This window comes from Pseudomonas sp. BC42, assembly GCF_021560055.1.
Classification (GTDB): Bacteria; Pseudomonadota; Gammaproteobacteria; order Pseudomonadales; family Pseudomonadaceae; genus Aquipseudomonas.
Genome location: NZ_CP091067.1, coordinates 5,721,808 through 5,744,432, shown reverse-complemented (window position 1 = coordinate 5,744,432; position 22,625 = coordinate 5,721,808). Strand labels below are relative to the sequence as shown.

Below are 22,625 nucleotides of genomic sequence, written 5' to 3'. Positions count from 1 at the left end.
CCCATGATGAGCACCCTGCCACCGGAACCCTCCGATCTGGATCACCCCGATCTGCGGGGCAGTCGCGCGCATTTTCTCCAGGTGTTCCTGTCCCAGCGGGCGCAGATGGAAGCCCTGGTCAGCCGCCGGGTCGGTTGCCGGGCCACCGCCGCGGATCTGGTGCAGGACCTGTTCCTGCGCTTCTGGCGCCGGCCGCTGGTGCAGGTCGAAGAACTCAGCACCTACCTGCTGCGCTGCGCCGGCAACATCGCCATCGATCACCTGCGCAGCGAGGGCGCGCGGGTGCGGGTCAGCGAAGGCTGGCTGCCGGAGCAACAGGACAACCAGGGCTGCGAACCCCAGGCCGCCCTGGAAGCCGGCAACGATCTGCGCCATGTCGAGGCCGCCCTGCGCAGCCTGCCGCAACGCACCCGGCAGATCTTCCTGCTCAACCGCATCCATGGGCGCAAGTACGCCGAGATCGCCAAGGTCATGGGCCTGTCCCAAAGCGCCGTGGAAAAACACATGATGCGCGCCCTCGAAGCCTGCAAGGCCAGCCTGCGGGACCCCTCGACCCCGCGCACGCCAAGGAATGCACCGTGAACCACCGCTCCCGCGTTATCCCGACGCCCGCCCAGGAACAGGCGGCCCTGGCCTGGCTGAGCCTGCTCCACGATCAGCCCAGCAGCGGTGATCAGGCGACGTTCAGCCAGTGGCTGCAGGCCGACCCCGCGCACATCGAGGCCTATGCCCAGGCCCAGGTGCTGTGGGAGTTGAGCGAACAGCCGGCGCGCACCCTGGCCGATGAAGACGCCCTGGCCCTGCAAGGCCTGCTGCGTTCCATGGATGGCGCCCGGGCCCGGAGCCGACGACGCTGGTCGGCGGGCCTGGCCATGGCCGCCAGCCTGGTGCTGGCGGTGGCCCTGGGCGCCGGTTGGCAGCCCGGGCGCTGGGTCGATGACCTGGGGGCCGACTACGTTTCCGCGCCGGGCCAGGTGCGCACCGTGACCCTGGCCGACCAGAGCCAGGTGACCCTGGATGCCGACAGCGCCATTGCCGTGGATTTCAGCGGCGGCGAGCGGCATGTGCAACTGCGCCGCGGCGCCGGGTTCTTCAGTGTCAGCCACACCGGCGCGCCCTTCGTGGTGGCGGCCGGGGAGGGCGAGACGCGAGTCCTGGGCACCCAGTTCGAAGTGCGCCTGCAACCGCAAGGGGCCCAGGTCACGGTGCTGTCCGGGCGGGTCGGGGTCACGGCGGCCCAGGGCGCGGCGCAGCAGGTACTCGGCGCCGGCCAGCAAGTGGCCTACGGGCATGCTGCGGCGACCCCGTTGCACGGTGTCGACAGCGAGGCGCAACTGGCCTGGCGCCAGGGCTGGCTGAACTACTACCACGCGCCCCTGGGTGAGGTGGTGGCCGACCTGCGGCGCTATTTCCCCGGACGCATCGTTCTGCTCAACGACGAGTTGGCGGCGCGCCGGGTCAGCGGCAGTTTCTCCAGCAAGGACCCGCAAGCGGTCCTCGATTCCCTGCAGGCCGTCCTGGGCTTCGAGCAGCACCAGCTCTTTGGCCGACTCCTGGTCCTGCGCTGAAAGGCCCGTCCCAGAGCTCCCGAACATTCATCGAGATCACACCGTTCTGTCACCAAAACGTTACATGGGGCGCGGATCATCTGCGCATTCCTGAGCACATGGTCAGGATCGGCGAGGGTTGTGATTCAGCTCTCACAAGGGAGGGAAGGCTGAAGCGGGAGCAAGACGATGCGCAGCTGGGATGTCGCTAAAAAGAAGAAGGCCCACATCGAAATCATTCCGATGATCGATGTGATGATGTTTCTCCTGGTGTTCTTCGTACTCATCAGTCTCAACGTGATTCCCGCCGTGGGAATCAAGACGCAGTTGCCGGTGGCCAGCACCGCGCAACAGTTGAAGCCGCAAAACAAGGCGGTGATTACCCTGGGTCTGCAGGAACGTCTGCAACTGGACGGACAGGACCTGGATGAAGGGGCACTGTTGGCCCAACTCAAAGTGCTGAATAACGGCAGTGAAAAGTTGGTGATCATTATCAATAGCGATCAGGGCGTGGAAGTTAAGCGCCTGGTGTCGGTGATGGACTTGCTCAAGGGCAATGGCTTCTCTTCCGTCTCCATCGCTACACGCAAGTCCTGACGCCATGTTCGCCTTATATAAAACACGCAAGTGGCTGGCGTGCCTGCTGCCGGCTGGCCTGTTGTTGCTGGTGATCTATACCAGCCAGTTGCAACAGTTGCAGATCAAGCCGGTGTACGACGAAAGCACGGTGGAAATTGCCCTGGTCGATGCCGCCGAACTGCTGGCCGCTGCCGAGCCACCGCCGCCGCCCGAGCCGCTGCCGGTCGAGCCCGAGCCGCCGCAGGTGGTGCCCGAGGAAGAGCCGCTGGTGATCGAGCCGCCCAAGCCCAAGCCGGTGGTCAAGCCCAAACCGCCGGCGCCCAAGCCTCTGGTGGCCAAGCCGCAGCCGCCCAAGCCGGCCCCGGCCGCCGTGGCCCAGAGCACTCCGGTGGCGCCGCAGCTCGCGGTGGCCGCCGCCCCCAAGCCGGTGGCGCCACCGGCCGCCGTACCTGCTCCGGCCCCCGCACCCGCGGCGCCCAGCAGTGCCATCAAGGAAAGCCTGTACACCGCCGCTTTGCGCAAGGAACTGGAAAAGCACAAGCAATACCCCAGCGGCCGCGAGGCCTCGTTGCAACGTCCCCAGGGCGATGTGGTGATCTGGCTGGAAGTCGATCGGGCCGGCAACGTGCTCGACAGTGGCATCGAAAACAAGGCGCCGAACATGTTGCTCAATCGCGCCGCGCAAACCAGTTTGCGCCGCGTGGAGAAAGTTTCACCGTTTCCCTCGGACGCATTCTCCGGCAAGAACAAGCAACGTTTTACCGCGACCTTTAGTTACAACGTGGAATAAACCCATCACCTATTAACGAAAGTTGTAAGCAAGGGATTGACCCGTGAAGATCAATAAACTTTATGCCCTGCTTCTGGCATCGGGCCTGGGCAGTTTTGCGCCATTGGTTCTGGCCGAAGATACAGTTGACGTCGGTGCGGTGAACGTTGCCGGTAAACAGACCCTGGGCAACGGCCACATGATCAAGGAAGAAAGCGCCAAGGGGCGCTCCACCGTGACCAAGGAAGCCATGGACCAGATGGCCCCCACCGCCAACGCCGTGGACAAGCTCAAGTACACCCCGGGCATCAACGTCTCCAGCACCGACGCCACGGGCCTGAGTGGCACCAACTTCACCATGCGCGGGATGAACTCCGACCAGGTGGGTCTGTCCGCCGACGGTTTCCCGATCAACGACTCGGGGGACTACAGCATCTACCCGAACCTCATGGGCGACCCGGAGAACTTCAGCGAAGTCTTCGTCACCCAGGGCTCGTCCGAGGCCGACGGCCCGCACATCGGCTCCAGCGGCGGCAACATCGGCCTGGTGACCGTGCGCCCGACCAAGGATTTTGGCGTGTTCGCCAAGCAGTCCATCGGTTCGAACAATGTGCGCAAGAGCTTCGCCCGGCTCAATACCGGTGACCTGGGCGGCTTCAAGACCTGGGTTTCGGCGTCCCACACCGAGGGCGACAAATGGCGCGGCAAGGGCACCCTGCGGGCCGACAAGGTCGAGTGGAACACCCTGTTCGAAGACGGCAACGGCAACTCCACCAACGCCATCGTCAAGTACAACCTGCAGGAAAACTACAACTACAACAGCCTGAGCAAGGCCCAGTTCCAGAACCAGGGCCGGCGCCTGGACTATTCGGAAAGCACCGTGTTCAAGAACGGCAGCGTGTCCCAGTCCTACAAGCTCAACCGCAACCCCTTCGAGAGCGTGACCGCTTCGCTGACCCAGCGCTTTCAGCTGCGTGACGACCTGAGCCTGACCTTCAACCCCTACTACGTGTGGTCCAACGGCGGCAGCTTCAGCGGCCAGACCGCCACCAGCTTGTCCGCCAGCTCGAACAAGGCCGGCAACTACGACCTGGCCGGCTTGCCTGCCGGCACCTACTACCGGCCGTCGTGGACCGAAACCTGGCGCCCCGGGATGACCACCAAGCTCAAGTGGGATCTCAACGAAGAGCACAGCCTGGACGTCGGCTACTGGTACGAGCGCGCCCGCCAGCGCCAGACCCAGCCCTTCATCGGCATCAAGGGCAACGGTGCTCCGGAGAATGTCTGGGGCGACTACAACGGTTCCGACCAACTGGTGGACCGCAACGGCGTCACGGTCCAGGGCCGTCACCAGTACACCGTGACCCCGGCACAGAAGCTCTGGGTGCAGGACACCTGGCAGGCGACCCCGGACCTGACCCTTACCGGAGCCCTGGCCTACCAGTACGTGGAACGCGACGGCAACAACCTCGGCAGCCTCACCGACAAGCCGGAAAAACGCGACGCCAAGTACCACCAGTTCCTGCCCAGCTTCAACGCCAAGTACCAGGTGGACCCGAACAACCAGGCGTTCTACAACGTCACCCGCAACATGCGCACACCGCCCAACTACGTGCTCTACAACAAGGGCGACTCCATCAGCCTGAAACCCGAGCTGAGCTGGAACCAGGAACTGGGCTGGCGCTACAGCGAAGAGAACATGGCCCTGAGCGCGACCCTGTTCTACATCAGCTTCAAGGACCGGCAGATCTCCACCACCGACCTCAACGGCGACTACGTCGTGGCCAACGTCGGCGAAGTGAAGAACCGCGGCCTGGAGCTGGAGTGGAGCGGCAAGCTGCCCCACGACTTCAACTACTACGCCTCGTACACCTACACCAAGTCCGAGCAGATGGACGACCTGACCAACAAGAACGTGCTGCTGCCGACCTCCGGCAAGCAACTGGCCAACGTGCCGGAAAACATGTTCAACCTGAGCCTGGGCTACGACGACTCGCGCTACTACGGCAACGTCGTCGGCAAGTACGTCGGCGCCTTCTACGGCGACCTGACCAACGACGAGAAGATCGCCGGCCGCACCGTGGTCGACCTCAACGCCGGTATCCACCTGCCGGTGGACAAGAAGGTGCTGAAGTCCGCGACCCTGCGCTTCTCCATGCTCAACGTGTTCGACAAGGAATACCTGGCCTCGACCCGTACCGTGTCGTTCAACACCCAGCGCACCAACGGCCTGGCGCCGAGCACCGCCTACTACAACGTCGGTGAGGAACGCACCGCGATGGTCTCCCTGGAAGCCGGGTTCTGATGCCCTTCGGGGCCAAGAGGAAATGACGATGGACATGAATCTGCTGCACGACATCACCTTCTACACCATGTATGGCGCCGCCGCGATTGCCGCCTTTATCGCCGTGGAGCGGGGCATCTACTTCAGTTTCAGCCTGCGCCAGGCGAAGAAACTGGAGAGCGTGCTCAACCCGAAGATGCACAGCGTCGACGACCTGCCCGCCGAGCTGCGCCAGCGCAACAGCCTGCCCCTGGAGATGGTCGCCGAGCTGTTTGCCCACAAGCAGGGGCTGGCCAGCCACAAGGACCTGGAAGACCTCAGCGAGTCGATCTACATCGCCACCCGCAGCAAGCTGATGCATGGCCTGTGGCTGCTGGAAACCGTGGTCACCGCCGCGCCCCTGCTGGGCCTTCTGGGCACCATCCTGGGGATCATCGACACCTTCAAGGCCCTGGCCGAGACCGGCGTCAGCGACCCGGGCGAAGTGTCCAAGGGCATCGGCACCGCGCTGTACGCCACCGCCTTGGGGATCGCCATTGCCCTGGGCAGCATGATCTTCCACAACCACTTCCAGGACCGGGTCGAGCGCATCACCGACCACCTGAAGATCCTGCTGCTGCGCGCCGGCATGGGCACCGCGCTGAAGGCGCCGCCCGCACCGCAAGCGCTCCACGGCAGCCTGCAACCGGCCTGATGGCCTAGCCTGTCGCCGCTGGCGCAGGCTGTGATCGACGACCGGACCGGTGCTGTTGTCCAGCCCCCCGGGTCGTCCCCTCACAGCTTTGGCCAGCGGCTTTTTTTTCGTCGACTTTCCAAGGATTTTTTCCATGTCCCGTCTTCGTCCCATGCCCCGGCTGCTGGGTGCACTGACCCTGGCCCTGGTGACCCTGGCCGGTTGCAGCTCGCTGACCCGCGAGCCGCAACCGGTGGCGGTGAACATCGTCGCCATCAACGATTTGCACGGCTACCTGCAGGCCAACCCCTTCAGCTACAAGGACCCCCAGGCCCCGGGCGGGGTGCGCAAGCTTGCGGCCGGCGGCATCGCCACCCTGGGCGGCATGCTCACCCAGTTGCGCCAGCAGGATCCGCAGCTGCTGTTTATCGGCGCCGGCGACCTGGTGGGCGGCAGCCCGCCGCTGTCGGCCATGTGGGCCGACGAGCCGACCCTGGAGGCCCTGCGCCAGATGGGCATGAAGCTCAGCGCCATCGGCAACCACGAACTGGACAACGGCAAGGCCGAGTTCCTGCGCCAGCTCAACGGTGGCTGCCAGTCGTCGCGACCGGACAAGGCCTGCCAGTTCCGCCCGAACTACCCGGGCAGCGGCTTCCCCTACCTGGCGGCCAACCTGCTGGACAGCGACACCGGCCAGCCGCTGTTGCCGGCCTATCGCATCGAGGAGGTGCGCGGGGTCAAGGTGGCCTTTGTCGGCGCGGTACTGCGGGACGTGGCCTCGGTGGTCAGCGCCAAGGGCATGCGCGGCCTGCAGGTGAGCGATGAAGCCGACGCCATCAACCGGCTGATTCCCGAACTCAACGCCAAGGGAGTCAACGCCATCGTCGCCGTGGTGCACCAGGGCGGCTCGACCCCGGAGCCGTTCGACAAGCCGGACTGCTCGCAACTGGGCGGCGATATCGTCGAGGTGGCCAAGCGCCTGGACCCGGCGGTGGACGTGCTGATCAGCGCCCACTCGCACCAGGGCTACCTGTGCCAGGTCGGGCCGCTGCTGGTGACCCAGGGCCATTCATACGGCCACCTGCTGACCCACCTGACCCTGCAAGTGACCCCGGGCCAGCACCGGGTGGCGAGCATCCAGGCGGTCAACCTGCTGGCCGATCCGGCCCGTTATCCACAGGACCCGGCCCTGGCGCAGTTGCAACAACAGGTCGAAGCGCGCAGCAACCAGGTGCTGCTCAAACCGGTGGGCGCGATCGCCGCCTCGCCGATTGCCCGGCGCGCCGATGCCGCCGGAGAAATGCCCATCGGCGACCTGATCGCCGACGCGCATCTGGCCGGTGGCCGAGCCAACGGCGCACAGATCGCCTTCATGAACACCGGTGGCATTCGCAGCGACCTGGCCCTGGAGCCCGGGCAAACCCGGGTGAACTACGGGCAACTGGCGACCCTGCAACCGTTCAACAACAACCTGATCGCCTTCGACCTCACGGGCCGGCAGATCGAGCAGGTGCTCAACCAGCAATGGAAGGGCGCGGACGATGCCAACATCCTGCAAGTGTCCGAGGGCTTCAGTTACCGCTGGGACGCCAAGCGCCCGCCGGACAGCCGCGTAGTGCCCGGCAGCCTGCGCCTCAATGGCCAGCCGCTGCAGGCCGAGGCGAACTACCGGGTGGTGATGAACGGCTTCCTGGCCGATGGCGGCGACCGCTTCAGCCTGTTCAAGAGCGGGGGCAACCGCAGCGACCTCGGGCTCAGCGACCTGGACGCGATGCTGCAGTACCTCAAGGCCATGGACCAGCAGGGCCGGCCTGTGGGCTCCAGCACCAGCGCCGGGCGTATCCAGCGCCTCAACTGACGCTTGTAGCCGCTGCCGAGCCAGCGAGGCTGCGAAAAGGTCCGCAGGACCTTGCTTGGCGATCTTTAGACCGCCGCGACCGCTTCGTCGGAATACCGCCCAGCCCGTTCGCCGCCTGCGCCAGCGGCTACAGGGGATGCATCGGGCGGGGGGCGTTTTCGCCGTCGTGAAAATATTTTCAAAAAACAGGTGAGGTCTTGGCGTTCGAGCTACGTGTAGTGCTTGAAAGTGCGACTAATTCGCATTCACGGCTTTTTTACACGCGAGTCTCAAGCATGAAGTCCAGGGCACATTCGGCGGCAAACGCTTCGGTCAAACGGTGGTTCGGCGCCTCGGCGCTGGTGGTGTCGGGGTTGGCCATGCTGCCCCTGGGCGTGGCGCTGGCGAGCGAGTCCGGCGTTGCGCAACACAGCGCGCTGTTCAACTTTTCCATCGCGGCCAAGTCGCTGCCCCAGGCCCTCAGCGACTTCACCCGGATCACCGGGATCAGTGTGATCTACACCGACGAAGCGCCTTATGCGCTGACGGCACCCCCCCTTAGCGGCCAGTTCAGCGCCGATCAGGCCTTGCAGCGCCTGCTGGGCAACTCCGGCTTCGGCTACCGCCGCAGCGATGCCCACACCCTGGTCCTGGAACCCTTGCCGAGCGGCGCCGGGCTGAACCTGGAGGCGACCCAGGTCACCACCCAGGGGCCAGACGACAGCACCAGCTACCAGCCGCCGGCCAGCACCTCGGTGGCCCGTTCCCAGGCGCTGAACCAGGAGATCCCGCAGATCATCAACGTGGTTCCAGCCCAGGTACTGCGGGACCAGACCCCGCGCAACCTGGATGACGCCCTGGCCAATGTCAGCGGCATCACCCAGACCAACACCCTGGGCGGCACCCAGGACGCGGTGCTGCTGCGCGGCTTCGGCGACAACCGCAACGGCTCGATCATGCGCGACAGCATGCCGGTGGTGCAGGGCCGGGCGCTCAATGCCACGGCGGAACGGGTGGAAGTGCTCAAGGGGCCCTCGTCGCTGCTGTATGGCATCCAGGACCCGGGCGGCGTGGTCAACGTGGTCAGCAAGAAGCCCGAGCTGCAGCAATCCACGGCCCTGACCGTGCGCGGCTCGACCTATGGCTCGGGCAAGAACGGCAGCGGCGGCAGCCTCGACACCACCGGGCCGCTCGGCGATTCCGGGCTGGCCTACCGCTTGATCGTCGACCATGAAGACGAGGACTACTGGCGCAATTTCGGCACCCATCGCGAATCCCTGGTGGCACCGTCCCTGGCCTGGTACGGCGAGAGTACCCGGGTGCTACTGGCCTACGAGCACCGCGAGTTCCTCACCCCGTTCGATCGCGGCACCGCCATCGATCCCAAGACCAACCACCCGCTGGACATCCCGGCCACCCGACGCCTGGACGAGCCGTTCAACAACATGGAAGGGCGCTCGGACCTGTATCGCCTTGAAGTCGATCATGAGCTCAGCGACGACTGGAAAGCCCACTTCGGCTACAGCTGGAACCGCGAGACCTACGACGCCAGCCAGGTGCGCCTGACCGCGGTCAACCCCAACGGCACCCTGACCCGGAGCATGGACGGCACCCAGAACGCCCTGACCACCGATCGCTACGCCACCGTCAGCCTGGAAGGCAAGGTGCAGCTGGGCGGCATGCAGCACGACCTGGTGTTCGGCCTGGACGACGAGTACCGCAAGATCTACCGCGCCGACCTGATCCGGCAGAAAAGCCGCACCACCTTCAACTACCTGAACCCGGTCTACGGTCGGGAAGTGGCCGGCACCACGGTCAGCGCCCCGGACAGCGACCAGACCGACCTGCTGCGCAGCGACTCGCTGTTCTTCCAGGACGCCATCCACCTCACCGACCAGTGGATCCTGGTGGGCGGCGGACGCTTCCAGGAATACGACCAGTACGCCGGCAAGGGCCGGCCGTTCCACGCCAACACCGACAGCAACGGACAGAAGTTCGTGCCCCGTGCCGGGCTGGTGTATCGCTACACCGATCAGTTGTCGTTCTACGGCAGCTACACCGAGTCGTTCAAACCCAACTCCAGCATCGCCCAGTTGGCCGGCGGCACCGCGGTGCTGGACGGTTCCATCGCCCCGGAAGAGGCCAAGTCCTGGGAGCTGGGAGCCAAGCTCGACATCCCCGGGCGCATCACCGCCAGCGCGGCGCTGTTCGACATCACCAAGCGCAATGTGCTGGTGTCCACGGCCACCGCCACCGAGACCGTCACCAGCGTGGCCGGTGAAGTGCACTCCCAGGGCCTGGAGCTGGACCTGACCGGGCAGCTCACTGATCAGTGGAGCCTGATCGGCAGCTATGCCTACACCGACACCGAGGTGACCAAGGACACCCAGTACAAGGGCAAGCAGTTGCAGAACGTGGCCAAGAACAGCGGCTCGCTGTCGGCGGTCTACGACTTCGGCAGCCTGATCGGCGGCGACCGCCTGCGGGTCGGCGCGGGGGCCCGTTATGTCGGCCAGCGCGCCGGGGACGCGCCCAACAGCTTCGACCTGCCGGGCTACACCGTGGCCGATGCCTTCGCCACCTACGACACCCGGGTCGAAGGGCAGAAGGTCAAGTTCCAGCTCAACGTGAAGAACCTGTTCGACAAGACCTACTACACCTCGTCGGCCAGCAAGTACTTCGTGTCCATGGGGGATGCCCGTCAGGTGTCGCTGTCCAGCACCCTGGAGTTCTGATGAGCACCCTGATCCCGGGCCTGGCCGTGGCGCCTTAGTCGGCGCCCAGTGCCAGGGCTTGCGCTTGTGCCGCACAGTCGCCGCTGGCGGTCAGGCCCCTGGCGCGGACGGCCAGCAGCTCTTGCCGGGCGACGGCGAAGTCGGCCTGGAAGGTCGGATCGGTGTGCAAGCGTGCCACGGTGGTCGCGCCGATCTCGCGCCCTTCACGTACGTCGCTGTACCAATGCACGTTGCACACCATGCGGCTCTCCGAATAGGCCCGGCCACGGGCCCAGAGCGCGTCGCCGTGCTCGGGGGACAGTTCGCTCAACAGCAGCGCCCAGGCCCAGCCAATGGCGCTGTGGCCCGACGGGTAGGAACCATCTTCGGCGAGCTTGGCCTCATCTTCCGGGGTGCAGCTGGGCTGCTGGTTGTAGACGAAGGGCCGTGTGCGCTGGTAGCGCTTCTTGGCGCTATAGGTGGCCAGCCCGGCATCGGTCAGGGTCCGGCGCAAGACTCTGTACAGCGCAGGTGTCTGCTGTTCGCTGATGGGCGCATTCAGCGCACAGGAAAACGTCTCTGCGGCGGCGGGGAACTTCAGGTTGGCATCGCTGATGGCCAGCGCCCAGCGTTTGCTGCCACGCAAGACCTGGCTTTTTTCAGCCATGCTCTGGTCCAGCGCGAAGGCTTGTGAGCCCACCGCAGGAGGTGGCGGTAACAGCGCAAGACTATTGGGCAGATCCTGCTGTTTCAGATATCCGATCAAGTAACCGGGTCGGAACTCCGGGACATTGTCCGTTTGGCTGTGTTGTTGGGCCACGGCTGGGTGGATCAGGCTTGAAAGCAATACACCGGCCAAACATTTGGATAGTAGGCGTTGCATGTGGATATCACCTCTAGGAGTTTGATTCGCTACATGGGGTCTGCTAGTTGGGTTACTTGAAGTTCCAGGCGTAATTGAACATCAGCCGTGTATCATCGGTGTCACGAATGAAGTTCTTGGCATAGTTGGAGCGATAGTTCGCGGTGCGCAGGCGCACACTCAAGTTTTTCAGCGGGCCTTGTTGTACGACGTAACGCAGTTCGTTATCCAACTCCCATGATTTGCCAATGGTTTGGCTGCCGGTGATCTGGGCATGGCTGCCGGATATATAGCGGCTGTTGAAACTCAGGCCCGGCAAGCCCAGGCTGGCGAAGTCGTAGCCATAACGCAGTGCCCAGGAGCGTTCCTTGGCATTGGCGAAGTCACCCAGTACCGACAAGTTGATCAAGTTGGCATCGGCGCCCAGGATGTTGGCATAACCGGTGTCTCCCAACATTCGCTGATAAGCCAGGCCAAGGCTGTGGCCTTCATAGGCATAGCCGATGAGTCCCTGCAGGGCGCGGTTGTCGATCTTGCCGCCTTTGGCATCGCCGTAGTCGTTCATCAGGCTCAAGCGCAGATCGCTGCTGAATGTTCCCGCTCCCCAGGGGCTCTTGTTGACCAGGGTGAAGACCCGCTGGCGGTAGATGTCCTGCAGTTGGGCGACATGCACACGCGCCAGCCATTGCTTGTTGAACCGATAGTCGACGCCCGCCATGTCGAAGTGTTCCGCCGTGGCCCCCTGACCCTGAAAGCGCCGGTTCAAGGGGCTTAAGGTCAGTGGCGTGTACTGCGTGGCGTTGCGCTGCATGACCCGGCTCAGGCGCCCGGCGGTCAATTCCAGGTCTTCGATTTCATTCGAGGTCAGCAGCCCGCCTTCGAAAACTTGCGGAAACAGACGGCCGTCGTTGGGTTTCAAGGTTGGCAGTACCGGTGGCACCAGCGCGCCGAACTTGAACAGGGTCTTGCCGGTCTTGAGCTTCCCGGCCAGGGCCAGTTTCCAATAGTCATCTTCTGCCCGGCCATCGCGCGCCACCTTCAGCAGCCCGGTGCCGGTTCGGCCAGGCGAGGAGTCGAGCTTGATGCCGAGCATGCCGATGGCGTCGGCACCGACACCGATGGGACCTTCGGTCAACCCCGAGTCCAGGCGCAAGAGCAAACCTTGCGCCCATTCTTCACGGCTCGGGGCCGTGCCTTCGCGATAGTCCCGATTGAAGTAATAGTTACGCAGTTCCAGGCGAGCGCTGCTGTCGCCCAGCAGTTCGGCGTTGACCGGAATGGCCAGCATCAAGGCACACATCAGGGTCGAGCGCTTGACCCATTGTCGTGGCCAGTTTCTTGAAAGCATTGCATCGTCCTCTGTTCTTGTTGTTTTTGGAGTCAGGCGATTGACGAATGACGTGTTGAGTTGTTGCCGGTTGGTTTGAGTTGATCGAAGTTGTGAGTGGTGTGTTGTGGGTATGGGGATGTTGAATCTTTGCGTAATGCCCGGGATTCAAAGTCGGAAGACTAAGTTGGGCCTAGGGTTAAACAAGAACCATCAGCTCTGTGAATGAAGTGGTAACTGAAACTTTAAAATTATTACCTGTTTATGTTTTTGGTTGTCATATAAGTATTTATTGAAAGTGCTCTTTTATGGAGGGGTGTGTAGGAGTTGTTTAATTGGGTTGTAAGAGTTGTCTTGTTTAAGTAAGGAACTTTGGTCAGTTACGAATTCGGACGTGTCGGCGTGGGTTTTGCCGCAAGAAGGGGTCAGCGGAGGTGGCTTAGCGGTAGTCCGAACCTTGGCGCTGGAACGCCTGCCGGTAGTCACCGGGCGTGCCGCCCAGGGCCTGGCGAAAGCGGTTGGTGAAGTGGCTGGCACTGGAGAAGCCGCAGGCCAGGGCGACTTCCCCCAGGGGCAGGGCGCTGTGGCGCAGCAGATAGCGGGCCCGGACCAGGCGCCGGGCCAGCACATATTGATGGGGCGGCAGGCCGAAGCTGGCGCGGAACATGCGGGCGAAGTGGTATTCCGACAGCGCACACAACCCCGCCAGTTGGCCCAGGCTCAGCGGCGCGTCCAGCTGGCTGTCGATGTAGTCCACCAGCAGGCGGCGCTGGTGCGCGGCCAGGCCGCCCTTGAGCCGGACACCCTGGCGCGGGCCCACTTGATTGAGCAGGGCGTGGCTGAGCATCTCGTGGGCCAGGCTGCTGGTCAGCAGGCGCTCGCCGGGCTCGTCCCAGTTCAGGCGCACCAACTGTGCGAAGCGCCGGGTCTGCTCGGGGTCGTCGACGAAGGTGCTCTCGCGCAGGTGCATGTCCCGGGGCTCGCGGTCCAGCAGGGTGACGCAGCCGAGGGCGAACTGCTCGGGGCTGAAATACACGTGGGCCAGGCGGATATCGCCGTTGATCACCCAGGCCGACTGGTGCTCGGCGGGCAGGATGCACAGCTTGCCCGGGGCGCCCTTGCTGCCCGGCTGATCGCGGCGAAAGGTGCCGGTGCCGCCGGCCAGGTAGCAAGACAGGGTGTGGTGGCCGGGCGCCTGATATTCCTGGGCGTCGTGATGGTTGCTCCATAAGGCCGCGGACAAGCCGTCACCGAGCTCGGCGCTGTGCTCCAGGCGAGCATGGGGCGAGCGGTTCAAGGCTTGGAAGACTTGCAGGGTATCCAGTGCGGGCATGGTGGGGGCGTCAATCAAAGGTCCGTTTGCCGGTGTTTCGCATGCTACTCCGTCGCCCCTGCGCTGCCAGCCCCGGGCTGATAAAAAGCGCAAGTTTGTGCAAGCGCCCCTGATCTGCCGGGCATGACACTGCACACCTTATAAAGGAGTCGTGCCATGAACCTATCGCTGTACCTGTTGACCGTGCTGATCTGGGGCACCACCTGGATCGCCCTGAAACTGCAACTGGGGGTGGTGGCGATACCGGTGTCCATCGTCTATCGCTTCGCCCTGGCGGCCCTGGTGCTGTTCGTCCTGCTGTTGCTCAGCCGCAAGCTGCAGCCGATGAACCGCCGTGGCCACCTGATCTGCCTGGCCCAGGGCCTGTGCCTGTTCTGCATCAACTTCATGTGCTTCCTGCACGCCAGCCAGTGGATTCCCAGTGGCCTGGTGGCGGTGGTGTTTTCCACCGCGACCTTGTGGAACGCCCTGAATGCCCGAGTGTTCTTCGGCCAGAAGATCGCCCGCAACGTGTTGCTCGGCGGCGGCCTGGGGCTGCTCGGGCTGGGGCTGCTGTTCTGGCCCGAACTGGCGGGCCACAGCGCCAGTCCGCAAACCCTGCTGGGCCTGGGCTTGGCCCTGCTCGGCACCCTGTGTTTCTCGGCGGGCAACATGCTCTCCAGCCTGCAGCAGAAAGCCGGGCTCAAGCCCATGACCACCAATGCCTGGGGCATGGCCTACGGCGCGACGATGCTGGCGGTGTATTGCCTGGTCCAGGGCATTGCCTTCGACCTGGAGTGGAGCACCCGCTACATCGGCTCGCTGCTGTACCTGGTGATACCGGGTTCGGTGATCGGCTTCACCGCCTACCTGACCCTGGTGGGGCGCATGGGCCCGGAGCGGGCGGCGTACTGCACCGTGCTGTTCCCGGTGGTGGCGCTGAACGTCTCGGCCTTTGCCGAAGGCTATCAGTGGACCGCCCCGGCATTGGCCGGACTGGTGCTGGTGATGCTGGGCAACGTGCTGGTGTTCCGTAAACCCAAGGCTGTACCAGCCTCTGTAGCCGCTGCCGAGCTCGCGAGGCTGCGAACGGCGGCGCAGCCGTCGCAAAACCAGGCGACCTGATGCTGCCGGGCTATCGCTGAAGGTCCTGCGGACCTTTTCGCAGCCTCGCAGGCTCGGCAGCGGCAGGGGGTGATAGGCAGTGGGTGGTCAGCCCTTCCACACTTGCGGGTTGACCAGGTCCTGCGGGCGTTCGCCCAGAAGGGCGCTGCGCAGGTTGCTCATGGCGCGTTCGGCCATGGCGTCACGGGTTTCATGGGTGGCCGAGCCGATGTGCGGCAGGGTCAGCGCGTTCTTCAACTGGAACAGCGGCGATTCTGCCAACGGCTCTTTCTCGTACACATCCAGGCCGGCGCCACGGATCTGGCCCTTCTGCAAGGCGTCGATCAACGCCGGCTCATCCACCACCGGCCCGCGGGAAATGTTCACCAGGATCGCGCTGGGTTTCATCAGGGCCAGTTCACGGTGGCTGATCAGGTGCCGGGTCTGTTCGCTCAACGGCACCACCAGGCAGACGAAATCCGCCTCGGCCAAGAGTTGCTCCAGGCTGCGGAACTGTGCGCCCAGTTCCTGCTCCAGGGCCGCCTTGCGGCTGTTGCCGCTGTAGAGGATCGGCATGCCGAAGCCCAAACGCCCACGGCGGGCGATGGCCGCGCCAATGTTGCCCATGCCGACGATCCCCAGGGTCTTGCCGTGCACATCGCAACCGAACAGCGCCGGGCCGACGCTGGCCTGCCATTGCCCGGCCTTGGTCCAGGCATCCAGCTCGGCCACCCGGCGAGCGCTGCCCATGAGCAGGGCAAAGGCCAGGTCGGCGGTGCTCTCGGTGAGCACGTCCGGGGTGTTGGTGAGCATCAGCCCGCGTTCGTTGAAATAGGCCAGGTCATAGTTGTCGTAACCCACCGAGATGCTCGACACCACTTCCAGCTGCGCGGCGTTTTCCAGCTGCGCGCGCCCCAGCTTGCGGCCGACGCCGATCAGGCCGTGGGCCCGGGGCAGGGCTTCATTGAACTGCGCGGCGATGTCCCCCAGCTTGGGGTTGGGGACGATGACCTCGAAGTCCTGTTGCAGGCGTTCGGTCATCTCGGGGGTGATGCGGCTGAAGGCAAGTACCGTCTTTTTCATTGCGGGAAGACTCGTCAGGCGGGAGAGAATGCCAAGCAAGCTAACATTTTTGCCGCCGCCGCCAAAGCCTGCCGGCGCTGGCCTGTGTAGGCGCTGGCTTGCCAGCGAAATCGGTTTCCAGATTTGCGCAGAACTTGCGGGCCTCTTTGCCGGCGAGCCGGCTCCTACGGGGGGCGGGCGTCGTTCGTGGGAGCCGCGTACATCCTGTAGGAGCTGGCTGGCCAGCGAAGGCGGTGCTGAGGCTGGCGGGCCTCTTCGCCGGCAAGCCGGCTCCTACAGGTGGGGACGGTGGTTTGGGGAGTGCCCCGGCGGTCAATTGGCCAGGCGTGCGCCGGTGAGGCTGCCGCTCAGTTCATAGGCCGCCAGTTCCGCCTGGTGCGCGGCAAGGATCTCCGGCAGGGAGCCGCGCAGGTATTCGACCCAGGTCTTGATCTTGGCGTCCAGGTACTGGCGCGACGGGTAGATGGCGTACAGGTTCAGCTCCTGGGAGCGGTACTGGGGCATCACGCGCACCAGGGTGCCGTTGCGCAAACCTTCGATGGCGGCGTACACCGGCAGCACGCCAATGCCCATGCCGCTGATGATCGCGGTCTTCATCGCGTCGGCGGAGTTGACCAGGAACGGCGAGCTGTTGATGGTGACCATTTCCTGGCCTTCCGGGCCGTCGAAGGCCCATTTCTCCAGGGGAATCACCGGGCTCACCAGGCGCAGGCAGGCGTGGTTCAGCAGGTCGCTGGGTTTGTGCGGGCAGCCGTTGGCTTTCACGTAGGCCGGGGAGGCGCAGACGATGCTGTAGGTGATCCCCAGGCGCTGGGAGACGAACCCCGAGTCCGGCAGCTCGCTGGCCAGCACGATGGACACGTCGTAGCCCTCGTCCAGAAGGTCCGGCACGCGGTTGGCCATGGTCAGGTCGAAGGTCACGTCCGGGTGCGATTTGCGGTAGCGGGCGATGGCGTCGATCACGAAGTGCTGGCCGATGCCGGTCATGGTGTGCACTTTCAACTGGCCGGCGGGGCGGGCGTGGGCGTCGCTGGCCTCGGCCTCGGCTTCTTCGACGTAGGCCAGGATCTGCTCGCAGCGCAGCAGGTAGCGCTTGCCGGCTTCGGTCAGGGCGATACGGCGGGTGGTACGGTTGAGCAGGCGGGTTTGCAGGTGAGCCTCAAGATTGGAGACTGCGCGCGAGACGTTGGCCGTGGTGGTATCCAGTTGCACCGCCGCGGCGGTGAAACTGCCGGCTTCGGCCACACAACTGAAGGCGCGCATGTTTTGCAAAGTGTCCATGGGGTGCTCTCTGGGGAGATGGCAAATTGTGACACGAAGTTACGGGGGCTTGGATAGGCGACCAAGGGATTATCGCGTTTACGGTAACAAAGATTCACAGGAATCCCAGCTTATCGCCGCCCCGGCCGCCCCCTAGAATTGCGCCGATCCGTAGGAGTCGGCGTGCCGGCGATCCGCGCAACGCGGTGTAGCAGGCGTATCGCTGCGCTGGCCGGCCGACTTCCACGAGAGAAATACTCCCCCCCGATCTTCAGGAATTCGCAGCAGTGCCGCGTCGCATCAGCAGAGGGTTCAAGACCCTCAGTGTTTGGGCTTTATCGTTAGCAATCAGCGGCTGCATCGGAACCGGAGGCATTGCCCCACAAGGCAAGACACTTCCCGCTAATACACTGGCCACCGACGAGGCGATCCAGAGCGCCGCGCAAGAGGCCCACTGGCCGAGTGCCCAGTGGTGGCAGGCCTACGGCGACCCGCAGTTGAACCGCTGGATCAGCCTCGCCGTGCAAGGCAGCCCGAGCCTGGCCATGGCCGCCGCCCGGGTGCGCCAGGCCAAGGCCCTGGCCGGTATCGCCGAGTCGGCCGAGTCGCTGCAGATCAAGGGCGACGCCACCCTCAAGCGCCACAATTGGCCCACCGATCAGTTCTACGGCCCCGGCGCCCTGGCCAACACCACCACCTGGGACAACAACGCCGCCCTGGGCTTGAGTTATGCCCTGGACCTCTGGGGCCGCGAGAGCAACAACACCGAGCGCGCCGTCGACCTGGCCCACATGAGCGTGGCCGAAGCCCGCCAGGCCCAGCTGGAACTGGTGAACAACGTGGTGCGCAGCTATATCCAGCTGTCCTTGCACTTCGCCCAGCGCGATATCGTCGCCGCCACCCTGAAGCAGCAGCAACAGATTCTCGAACTGGCGCAACGGCGCCTGGACGGCGGCCTGGGCACCCATTTCGAAGTCAGCCAGGCCGAGGCGCCGCTGCCGGAAACCCATCGCCAGCTGGACGCCCTGGACGAAGAAATCGCCCTGACCCGCAACCAACTGGCGGCCCTGGCTGGCAAGGGCCCGGGAGAGGGCGCGCAACTGCAGCGGCCGAGCCTGTCCCTGGGCGCCGCGCTGAAACTGCCGTCGGCCCTGCCCGCCGAACTGCTGGGGCAGCGCCCCGACGTGGTCGCCAGCCGCTGGCAAGTGGCAGCCCAGGCCCGAGGCATCGATGTGGCCCACGCCGGCTTCTACCCCAACGTCGACCTGGTGGGCAGCATCGGTTTCATGGCCACTGGCGGCGGCGCCCTGGAGTTCCTCACTGGCAAGAAGCTCAACTACAGCGTCGGCCCGGCCATCAGCCTGCCGATCTTCGACGGCGGCCGCCTGCGCTCGGAGCTGGGCGAAGCCGCGGCCGGCTACGACATGGCCGTGGCCAAGTACAACCAGACCCTGGTGGACGCGCTGAAAAGCATTTCCGACCAGCTGATCCGCCGCGAGTCCATGGACAAGCAGCAAGTCTTTGCCGCCGAGTCGGTGGCCGCGGCGCAGAAGACCTACGACATCGCCACCGTGGCCTTCCAGCGCGGCCTGACCGACTACCTGAATGTGCTCAACGCCCAGAGCCTGCTGTTTCACCAGCAGCAGATCCAGCAGCAGGTGCAGGCCGCGCGCCTGACCGCCCAGGCGGACCTGGTGACGGCCCTGGGCGGCGGGCTGGAAGCCGGCCGCGACGTCCCCGCGGAAAACCGCACCCAGGCACCCAAGACCCCCGCGGCCCTGGCCGTGTTCGACCACTGAAGCAGGCTCCCATGACTTCCTTGCCCGCCCCTTTGCGCTGGCTGTACTCCCTTGAATGGCGCCGGGGTTTCTTCGACTGGGCACGCAGCGACGGCGTGACCTGGGTCTACATCTTCAAGGTGCTGGCCGCCGCGTTCCTCACCCTGTGGCTGGCCATGCGCCTGGAATTGCCGCAACCGCGCACGGCGATGATCACCGTGTTCATCGTCATGCAGCCGCAGAGCGGCCAGGTGTTCGCCAAGAGCTTCTACCGCTTTCTCGGCACCCTGACCGGCTCGGCGGTGATGGTGGCGCTGATCGCCCTGTTCGCCCAGAACACCGAGCTGTTCCTCGGCTCCCTGGCGATCTGGGTCGGCATCTGCTCGGCCGGTGCCGCGCGCTGCCGCAACTTCCGCGCCTACGGTTTCGTCCTCGCCGGCTACACCGCGGCCATGGTCGGCCTGCCGGCCCTGGCCCATCCGGAAGGCGCCTTCATGGCGGCGGTGTGGCGGGTGCTGGAGATCTCCCTGGGGATTCTCTGCTCGACCCTGGTCAGCGCCGCGATCCTGCCGCAGACCGCCAGCGCTGCGATGCGCAACGCCCTGTACCAGCGCTTCGGGGTGTTCGCTCTGTTCGTCACCGACGGCCTGCGCGGGCGCAGCCAGCGCGACAGTTTTGAAAGCAGCAACGTGCGTTTCATTGCCGAGGCCGTGGGCCTGGAAGGGCTGCGCAGCGTCACCGTGTTCGAAGACCCGCACATGCGTCGGCGCAACGGCCGCCTGAGCCGCCTGAACAGCGAGTTCATGGGCATCACCACGCGCTTCAACGCCCTGCACCAGTTGCTCGAACGCCTGCGCAGCAGCGGCGCCGACCATGTGGTGGCGGCGATCAAGCCGGGCCTGCAGGACCTGGCGGAACTGCTGGACGGTTTCTCCGGTCGGGCCCTCACCAGCCCCGACGCGGCGCGCCTGGCCACGGCCCTGGCGGCCTACAAGAGCGAGCTGCCGGCGCGGGTGCGCAGCCTGCGCGCGGCCTTCCAGGAGAGCGGCCCGAGCGACGCCGAGCAGCTGGATTTCCACACCGCCTACGAGCTGCTGTACCGCTTCGTCGACGAGATGCACAGCTACGCCCAGACCCACGCGTCCCTGGCCGACCACAGCCACGAACGCGAGCGCTGGGACGAGCCCTACACCCCGCAGACCAACTGGCTGGCCAGTGCCGCTTCGGGCATTCGTGCGGCCTTCGTGCTGCTGGTGCTGGGCAGTTACTGGGTGGCCACCGCCTGGCCCAGCGGCGCCACCATGACCCTGATCGCCGCCGCCACCATCGGCCTGTCCGCCGCCACGCCGAACCCCAAGCGCATGGCCTTCCAGATGGCCTGCGGGACCTTTATCGGGGCCCTGGTGGGCTTCGTCGAAATGTTCTTCGTGTTCCCCTGGATCGACGGCTTCCCGCTGTTGTGCCTGATGCTGGCGCCGGTGATCGTGCTCGGCTCATTCCTCGCCTCGCGGCCCAAGTACGCCGGGGTCGGCCTGGGCCTGCTGATCTTCTTCAGCACCGGCTCGGTGCCGGACAACCTGACGGTCTACAACCCCTACACCTTCATCAACGACTACATCGCCATGGTCATGGGCATGCTGGTCTGCGCCGCGGCCGGGGCGATCATCCTGCCGCCCAACAGCCGCTGGCTGTGGCGGCGCCTGGAGCAGGACCTGCGCGGCCAAGTGGTGTACGCCATCAGCGGCAAGCTCAAGGGCCTGGCGTCGAGCTTCGAAAGCCGCACCCGCGACCTGCTGCACCAGGCCTATGGCCTGGCGGTGGGCCAGCCCAAGGTGCAGAGCGAACTGCTGCGCTGGATGTTCGTGGTGCTGGAAGTCGGCCACGCCATCATCGAGTTGCGCAAGGAGCAGGCGATCCTGCCGGTGCACCCGGCCTATGCCGAATCCCAGCCCTGGCGCCAGGCGATCCGGGTCATGGGCCGATCATTGGTGCGGCTGTTCCTGCAGCCCAGCCAGAGCAACCTGGAACGCGGGCTGATCGCCGTGGACCACGCCATCAGCCGGGTCCAGGCCACCGACGAGCCCTTTGCCCCGCACTTCGACACCTCGGCCCTGCGCCGGGTCAAGAGCTACCTGCACTTCATCCGCACTTCACTGCTCGACCCGCAATCGCCGCTGGCGGCCTATGCCGTGGCCAAGCCAACGGCGCCTGCACCCCAAGGACTTGACCATGCCTCGTGAAATCGCCTTCCACGGCGTTTACATGCCCACCATGACCCTGATGTTCTTCATCGCCGCGGCCCTGGCCTGGGCCCTGGACCGGTTCATCTCCGGCTATGACCTGTATCGCTTCTTCTGGCACCCGGCGCTGCTGCGCCTGAGCCTGTTCTGCTGTCTGTTCGGCGCCATGGCGCTCACTGTCTACCGTTGAGATTCGCCCAATGAAAAAGTTTTTCAGCCTGCTCGCCACCCTGCTCGTGCTGGCCCTGGCCCTGTGGATCGGCCGCACCCTGTGGGAGCACTACATGTACACCCCCTGGACCCGTGACGGCCGGGTGCGCGCGGACATCATCAACGTCGCCGCCGACGTCACCGGTGAAGTGGTGGACGTGCCGGTCAAGGACAACCAGCTGGTGCACAAGGGCGATCTGCTGATGCAGATCGACCCCGAGCACTACCAGATCGCGGTCAAGCAGGCGCAATCGCTGGTGGCGTCGAAAAAGGCCACCTGGGAGATGCGCAAGGTCAACGCCAAGCGCCGCGCCGACATGGACAACCTGGTGATCTCCAAGGAAAACCGCGACGACGCCGGCAACATCGCCGACTCGGCCCTGGCCGATTACCAGCACGCCCAGGCCCAGCTGGAAGCGGCGGAACTCAACCTCAAGCGCACCCAGGTGCGGGCGGCGGTGGACGGCTACGTCACCAACCTCAACGTGCACCGCGGCGACTACGCGCGTATTGGCGAAGCGAAGATGGCGGTGGTCGACATGAACTCGTTCTGGGTCTACGGCTTCTTCGAGGAAACCAAGCTGCCCCACGTGCGCGTGGGGGATAAGGCGGACATGCAACTGATGAGCGGCGAAGTGCTCAAGGGGCATGTGGAAAGCATTTCCCGCGGCATCTACGACCGCGACAACCCGGAAAGCCGCGAACTGATCGCCGACGTCAACCCGACCTTCAACTGGGTGCGCCTGGCCCAGCGCGTGCCGGTGCGCATCCACATCGACGAAGTGCCGGACGGCGTGCTGCTGGCCGCCGGCATCACCTGCACCGTCATCGTCAACCCCGAGCCTCTGTAGCCGCCGGCGGTTGTAGGCGCTGGCTTGCCAGCGAAGGCGTCGTCACAGGCGCTGCAAGGCTCGCGGGCCCCTTCGCCGGCAAGCCGGCTCCTACGGGGAGCTGCGCGGTGCACCTGACTGCTGTAGGCGCTGGCTTGCCAGCGAAAGCGTCGGCCCAGGCGCTGCAAGGCTTGCGGGCCCCTTCGCCGGCAAGCC

The 22,625-nt window shown here is 65.0% G+C and carries 18 protein-coding genes; 13 read left to right on the top strand and 5 right to left on the bottom strand.

Annotated elements, in window-relative coordinates; all coding sequences use genetic code 11:
• The first annotated feature begins 3 nt into the window (after positions 1-3).
• From L1O02_RS25940 to L1O02_RS25905, 8 genes are all read left to right on the top strand, one after another.
• Positions 4-582: an RNA polymerase sigma factor gene (locus L1O02_RS25940; RefSeq protein ID WP_060842519.1), complete on the top strand. Its 579-nt coding sequence runs from the start codon at positions 4-6 to the stop codon at positions 580-582.
• Positions 579-1,568 (top strand): FecR family protein, encoded by a 990-nt coding sequence (locus L1O02_RS25935; protein WP_235758956.1) that lies wholly within the window; start codon positions 579-581, stop codon positions 1,566-1,568. Before L1O02_RS25940 ends, L1O02_RS25935 begins: the two co-directional genes overlap by 4 nt.
• A 168-nt stretch (positions 1,569-1,736) precedes the next feature.
• Positions 1,737-2,144 carry a biopolymer transporter ExbD gene (locus L1O02_RS25930; protein ID WP_060837609.1) on the top strand — a complete coding sequence of 136 codons (408 nt, stop codon included), beginning with the start codon at positions 1,737-1,739 and terminating at the stop codon, positions 2,142-2,144.
• 4 nt (positions 2,145-2,148) lie between these two features.
• Positions 2,149-2,916: an energy transducer TonB gene (locus L1O02_RS25925; RefSeq protein WP_235758954.1), complete on the top strand. Its 768-nt coding sequence runs from the start codon at positions 2,149-2,151 to the stop codon at positions 2,914-2,916.
• Positions 2,917-2,959: 43 nt separating this feature from the next.
• Positions 2,960-5,200, top strand: coding sequence for a TonB-dependent receptor (locus L1O02_RS25920; protein ID WP_060837611.1), 2,241 nt, complete (start codon positions 2,960-2,962; stop codon positions 5,198-5,200).
• 28 nt (positions 5,201-5,228) lie between these two features.
• Entirely contained in the window at positions 5,229-5,873 is a 645-nt protein-coding gene (locus L1O02_RS25915) for a MotA/TolQ/ExbB proton channel family protein (protein WP_060837612.1), read from the top strand.
• Between the two features lie 133 nt (positions 5,874-6,006).
• A complete protein-coding gene (locus L1O02_RS25910) occupies positions 6,007-7,710 on the top strand; it encodes a bifunctional metallophosphatase/5'-nucleotidase (RefSeq protein ID WP_060842522.1) in 1,704 nt (567 codons plus the stop codon).
• A gap of 275 nt (positions 7,711-7,985) precedes the next feature.
• Positions 7,986-10,424 (top strand): TonB-dependent receptor, encoded by a 2,439-nt coding sequence (locus L1O02_RS25905; protein WP_235758952.1) that lies wholly within the window; start codon positions 7,986-7,988, stop codon positions 10,422-10,424.
• Positions 10,425-10,458: 34 nt separating this feature from the next.
• On the opposite strand, the gene L1O02_RS25900 is transcribed toward L1O02_RS25905, so the two are convergent.
• The 3 genes from L1O02_RS25900 to L1O02_RS25890 form a co-directional block, all read right to left on the bottom strand.
• Positions 10,459-11,070: a phosphatase PAP2 family protein gene (locus tag L1O02_RS25900; protein WP_231979003.1), complete on the bottom strand. Its 612-nt coding sequence runs from the start codon at positions 11,068-11,070 to the stop codon at positions 10,459-10,461.
• 268 nt (positions 11,071-11,338) lie between these two features.
• On the bottom strand, positions 11,339-12,613 hold the full coding sequence (locus tag L1O02_RS25895) for an OprD family porin (protein WP_235758950.1): 1,275 nt from the start codon (positions 12,611-12,613) through the stop codon (positions 11,339-11,341).
• Between the two features lie 418 nt (positions 12,614-13,031).
• Complete coding sequence (locus tag L1O02_RS25890) at positions 13,032-13,925, bottom strand: AraC family transcriptional regulator (protein WP_060837617.1); 894 nt, start codon at positions 13,923-13,925, stop codon at positions 13,032-13,034.
• A 156-nt stretch (positions 13,926-14,081) separates the two neighbouring features.
• Here L1O02_RS25890 and L1O02_RS25885 point away from each other — a divergent pair, with 156 nt between their 5' ends.
• Entirely contained in the window at positions 14,082-15,029 is a 948-nt protein-coding gene (locus L1O02_RS25885) for a DMT family transporter (protein WP_235758948.1), read from the top strand.
• An 87-nt stretch (positions 15,030-15,116) separates the two neighbouring features.
• On the opposite strand, the gene L1O02_RS25880 is transcribed toward L1O02_RS25885, so the two are convergent.
• Both L1O02_RS25880 and L1O02_RS25875 read right to left on the bottom strand, forming a co-directional pair.
• Entirely contained in the window at positions 15,117-16,091 is a 975-nt protein-coding gene (locus L1O02_RS25880; RefSeq protein WP_060837619.1) for a D-glycerate dehydrogenase, read from the bottom strand.
• Between the two features lie 312 nt (positions 16,092-16,403).
• Positions 16,404-17,372 (bottom strand): LysR family transcriptional regulator, encoded by a 969-nt coding sequence (locus L1O02_RS25875; RefSeq protein WP_060837620.1) that lies wholly within the window; start codon positions 17,370-17,372, stop codon positions 16,404-16,406.
• 266 nt (positions 17,373-17,638) lie between these two features.
• Here L1O02_RS25875 and L1O02_RS25870 point away from each other — a divergent pair, with 266 nt between their 5' ends.
• Genes L1O02_RS25870 through L1O02_RS25855 form a run of 4 tightly spaced genes read left to right on the top strand, consistent with a single transcriptional unit; the run spans position 17,639 to position 22,430 of the window.
• Positions 17,639-19,150, top strand: a complete 1,512-nt coding sequence (locus L1O02_RS25870) for an efflux transporter outer membrane subunit (protein ID WP_060837621.1) — start codon at positions 17,639-17,641, stop codon at positions 19,148-19,150.
• Between the two features lie 11 nt (positions 19,151-19,161).
• Positions 19,162-21,369 (top strand): FUSC family protein, encoded by a 2,208-nt coding sequence (locus tag L1O02_RS25865; protein WP_060837622.1) that lies wholly within the window; start codon positions 19,162-19,164, stop codon positions 21,367-21,369.
• Positions 21,359-21,559, top strand: coding sequence for a DUF1656 domain-containing protein (locus L1O02_RS25860; protein ID WP_007930063.1), 201 nt, complete (start codon positions 21,359-21,361; stop codon positions 21,557-21,559). Before L1O02_RS25865 ends, L1O02_RS25860 begins: the two co-directional genes overlap by 11 nt.
• Positions 21,560-21,569: 10 nt before the next feature.
• Positions 21,570-22,430, top strand: coding sequence for an HlyD family secretion protein (locus tag L1O02_RS25855; protein ID WP_060837623.1), 861 nt, complete (start codon positions 21,570-21,572; stop codon positions 22,428-22,430).
• Positions 22,431-22,625: the final 195 nt, after the last annotated feature.